The sequence below is a fragment of the Albidovulum sp. genome (genome assembly GCF_049646345.1).
In the GTDB taxonomy this organism is placed as follows: domain Bacteria; phylum Pseudomonadota; class Alphaproteobacteria; order Rhodobacterales; family Rhodobacteraceae; genus Albidovulum.
On sequence record NZ_JBARVQ010000716.1, the window covers coordinates 1 to 3,987 of the forward strand.

At 59.0% G+C, this 3,987-nt stretch carries 5 protein-coding genes; 1 reads left to right on the forward strand and 4 read right to left on the reverse strand.

The genetic code is table 11. The features are described from left to right. The 4 genes from WBB85_RS18645 to WBB85_RS18660 form a co-directional block, all read right to left on the reverse strand. Positions 1-275, reverse strand: a 275-nt coding sequence (locus tag WBB85_RS18645; protein WP_432640092.1) for an ATP-binding cassette domain-containing protein, incomplete at its 3' end; no start/stop codon positions are given. After that, the gene (locus WBB85_RS18650; protein WP_432640093.1) at positions 272-1,042 is read right to left on the reverse strand and encodes an ABC transporter permease; all 771 of its coding nucleotides are present in this window, start codon (positions 1,040-1,042) and stop codon (positions 272-274) included. The genes WBB85_RS18650 and WBB85_RS18645, both read right to left, overlap by 4 nt. Beyond that, positions 1,042-1,899: an ABC transporter permease gene (locus tag WBB85_RS18655; RefSeq protein ID WP_432640094.1), complete on the reverse strand. Its 858-nt coding sequence runs from the start codon at positions 1,897-1,899 to the stop codon at positions 1,042-1,044. Before WBB85_RS18655 ends, WBB85_RS18650 begins: the two co-directional genes overlap by 1 nt. A 62-nt stretch (positions 1,900-1,961) precedes the next feature. Then, positions 1,962-3,017, reverse strand: coding sequence for an extracellular solute-binding protein (locus tag WBB85_RS18660; RefSeq protein WP_432640095.1), 1,056 nt, complete (start codon positions 3,015-3,017; stop codon positions 1,962-1,964). Positions 3,018-3,147: 130 nt separating this feature from the next. On the opposite strand from WBB85_RS18660, the gene WBB85_RS18665 reads away from it, so the two are divergent. Continuing rightward, the gene (locus WBB85_RS18665; protein ID WP_432640096.1) at positions 3,148-3,780 is read left to right on the forward strand and encodes a TetR/AcrR family transcriptional regulator; all 633 of its coding nucleotides are present in this window, start codon (positions 3,148-3,150) and stop codon (positions 3,778-3,780) included. Positions 3,781-3,987: the final 207 nt, after the last annotated feature.

Here is a 3,987-nt window from a genome sequence, read left to right on the forward strand (position 1 = left end):
GTCATATGCGGGAACAGGGCATAGTCCTGAAACATCGTGGTGGTCGGGCGATCCTTGGGGGGCACCCCGGCCATATCCTTGCCGCCGATCCGCACCATGCCGCTGGTGGGTGTCAGAAATCCGCCCAGAATGAACAGCAACGTGGATTTGCCGCAACCCGACGGCCCCAGCAGCACGATGAATTCACCCGCGTCAAAGGTCAGGTCGATATTGTCCAGCGCGACGAAACTTCCAAAACGCTGGTTGATCTTTTCAAAGGCGACATTGGCGGTCATTTCTTGGCCTTTCGGAAAACGGTTAGCTCAAGCGCGATAAGCAAGGCGATGGATACAAGGAAAACGAGCGAGCCGATGGCGTTGGTTGCCGGCGACAGACCCGAGCGAAGCATCGACCAGATCTCGACCGGCAGGGTCACGTCGAAGCGGGTCAGCAGGAAGGCGATTATGAATTCGTCCCAGCTGAACGTGACAGACAGGAAGTAGGCCGCCAGCAGCGCGGGTGTCAGCATCGGCGCGGTGACAAGACACAGCACCTGCCAGTCGGACGCGCCCAGATCGCGGGCGGCGCGTTCAGCGTTCTTTTGATGATCACCCATCGCCGCAAAGAGGATGGCAAAGCACAGCGGTAGGTTGATCACCACATGTCCTAACCCTGCGGTCCAAAGCGAGGGCCGGATGCCGATGTTATTGAACACGCTTAGCAGGCCCAGCGCGATAATCAGATAGCTGACTGTCATCGGCGCGATCAGCACGCCGCGCATCAACATTGACCCTGGCAGGGCGACCCTTGACAGGCCCTGCGCCGCAAGAAAACCCAGCGCTAGCGCGATGGCCGACGAGGTCAGCGCCACGAAGAGCGAATTGCGCAGTGCCTCCATCAGGCTGCGATCCCCCAGAACCTGCGCATACCATTTCAGGCTGGGACCGTCGAAGGGCGGCACCGGAAGGCGGCTGTCCTGGAACGAATACAGGACCAGAATGACGACCGGCAAAAAGATGAAGGCAAAGATCGCCGCGAGATAGACCCAACCGAGAATGCGCATCAGACCCGCTCCATCTTGAGCCAGCGGGCGCTGGCAGCGTAGGCCAGCGTCACGATGACCATCAGCACGACCGACAGCGCCGAGGCCATCGGAAAATCACCGCGCCGCCCCAGTTGCAACATGATCAGCTGCGGCATCGTCAGCTCGTTATTGCCACCCAGAATCTGAGGCGTGATGTAATCGCCGATACACAGCACAAACGTCAGAAACGCCCCGGTCATGATGCCGGGCAGTGTCAACGGGATAATCACCAGCCGCAGGGTGTTCCAGGTCCCGGCGCCCAGATCGGCGGCGGCGCGGGCATAGTTGGGTGAAAGCTGGATCAGGTTGGAATAGATCGTCAGCGTCAGCAGCATCACAAAGAAATGGACAAAGCCGATGATCGTCGCTCCCCGCGTTGCCATGACCTGGAAGGGTTCGTCGATCAGCCCGACGGCCATCATGGCCTGCATCAGCACACCGCTTTGCCCTAGCACCAGCGCCCAAGCGTAGGAGCGCACGACATAGGATGTCCAGAACGGCAAAACTGCCAGCATGATCGCCAGCCGCTGCCACCGCTGTGGCACCTGCATGGCAATGATCCAGGCCAACGGCCAGGCCAGCAGCACCGAAATGACCGTGACCACGGCGGTGATTTCCAGCGACACGCGCAGTCCCTTGAACAGGGATGGGTCGGTAAAGATGCGGGTGTAATTGCCCAGATCAAAGCTTTGGACAACTTCACGCCCGTCCAGATGCGCGAGGCTGAGTAGCACCATCGCCGCGAAGGGCAGAATAAAGAAGGCTACCGTCCAGACCAGCGCCGGGATGACAAAGCCAAAAGCGCGCCTGCGCTCTGTTGTTTCGATGCTGGCCATTGGGTGCCCCTCTTTGTGGTCATCCGGCCAACGGGTATTGGCCGGACTCTTTGTTACCACGGTTACTGCTGCAGCATGTCTGTCCAAAGGTCCTGCATCGCCTTATCGAGGTCTGCGTCGGGGACCGGGTAAAGCTGCGTGCGGGCCAGATAGTCGGCCTGCTGATCCCAGCGCAGCGCGGTCTTTTCAGCGTCGCTCAGCACGTCGCCCGCGGCCGTATTGGCGGGCATTCCCCAGTAGCATGACGATGTCGCAAGCCGCGCCTGCCCTTCGGCACTGGTGATATACTTGACGAATTCCACGGCCATATCTTTGTTTTCGGACCCTTCCAGAACGGCTATCGATTGGGCCCAGCGCAGCGCGCCCTGCTTGGGGATGGTCCAGTCCAGTTCGGGGCTTTCAGCGCTCAGCACGGCGGTGATCCATTCGCCGCCACCGATCAGGATATCAACCTCGCCTGTGGCCAGCGCCGTCTGGCTGGCGACCACATCGCTGACCTGACGCGCGGAGGACTTGAGCGCATACATCCGGTCCCGCAGCCCCTCGACCGCATCGGCGTTCAGATCGGCGGTGGCGACGCCCTGTTCCAGACCGACAAGGCCCAGAACCGGCAGGTAATAGTCATAGACCGCAATGCGGCCGGCGTATTCATCGGACCACAGATTGCTCATGTCCTCCATTGCGGCGGGATCGACGTTGTTCTTGTTGTAGGCGATGGTGTTGTAGCCAAACTTTTCGGTGACCGCATAGGTGATGCCGTCGCGGCTGTTGTTGTCGGTCATCACGACCTCGGGAAAGAAGCTGTCTGTGGGGACAGCATCGTCTGGCAGCGCCGCCAGCAGGCCCAGATCGACCGCGCGGCCCACATCGACGGCATCAATGACCATCACGTCCCAGTCGCCGGGGCGTGACTGGTCGAGGATCGCAAGGCCTGCAGCGGTGCCTTCATATTCCTTCACGTTTACGCGGATGCCATGCGCTTGTTCGAACGGCTCCAGCAGCGCCGGGTCGGCATGGTCGCACCAGATCAGGGCGTTCAGATCCTCGGCGGCAATGGCACTGGCACCGGACAGCACCAGCGTGGTTGTGGCTAGGAAGGCTCTGGTTGTTAGGTTCATTTTCTGAAGGCTCCCTTTGGGCAATTTTATGATTCGTTGGGTGTTTCTATCATTGTAAAATTACTTGCATGGCTATAATATTTGTGTCAACTAATTTTTATAGTGACTACACTATCCAGAGTGGGACAACATGTCGAAACTGCGTCAGCGTAAGAAGGAACAGACGACCCGGCAGATCCTGGCCGCCGCGTCGCGGATGTTTCAGGAACTGGGCTATGACAAAACCCGGATCGAGGATATCGCAGCCCTGGCGGATCTGTCGGCGCAGACCTTCTATAACTATTTTCCGTCAAAGGCCGACGTGCTGCTTGCCAGCATCAACGCAGAATCCGAAGCGGTGCTGACGCAGGGCGAAGCCTGTATCAACACCGCTCACCGAAGCGCAAAAGAGGCCTTTGGCGCTTTGGTGCGCGGCTATTTCACGACGTCCTTTTCAACAACATCGCGGTACATGTGGCGGATCGCCCTGGCGCGGGTCGTCACGGATCCCAACGCCGGATTCAGCGAAAGTTACCGCCAGATCGACGCGCGGCTGACCGATCAGGTCTGCCGCCTGATCGACGCGCTGCAATCCAAGGCGCTGATCCGCAAAGATATTGACGCGCGGGCGATTGGTGAGCTTTTGTTCAACAATGTGAATATGAATTTCATCATCTATATTCAAAGCGATACGCTGACCTCTGACGATGTCAGCAGCGCCGTGGATCGCCAAAGCGCAACCATTTTTCACCTCATATCAATGGAACCCACCACCTTCGTTTGATGGTGGTTATTGGTGTCGTCTTCGGTCAGCAAAAGCTTGCGGTTCGCGCCCGGGGCATGGTGGGCTTTCGCATCCTGTTGGCGGTTTAACCGGGGTGGCCATTGGGGCGATCGGCGATCGGGGTTGGGGGGCAAGGCGGCACCATCTTGCCGCAACTCTGGCCGACCAGCGCTCTGCCTTACTCATCAAAGCCGCCTATATCGACCC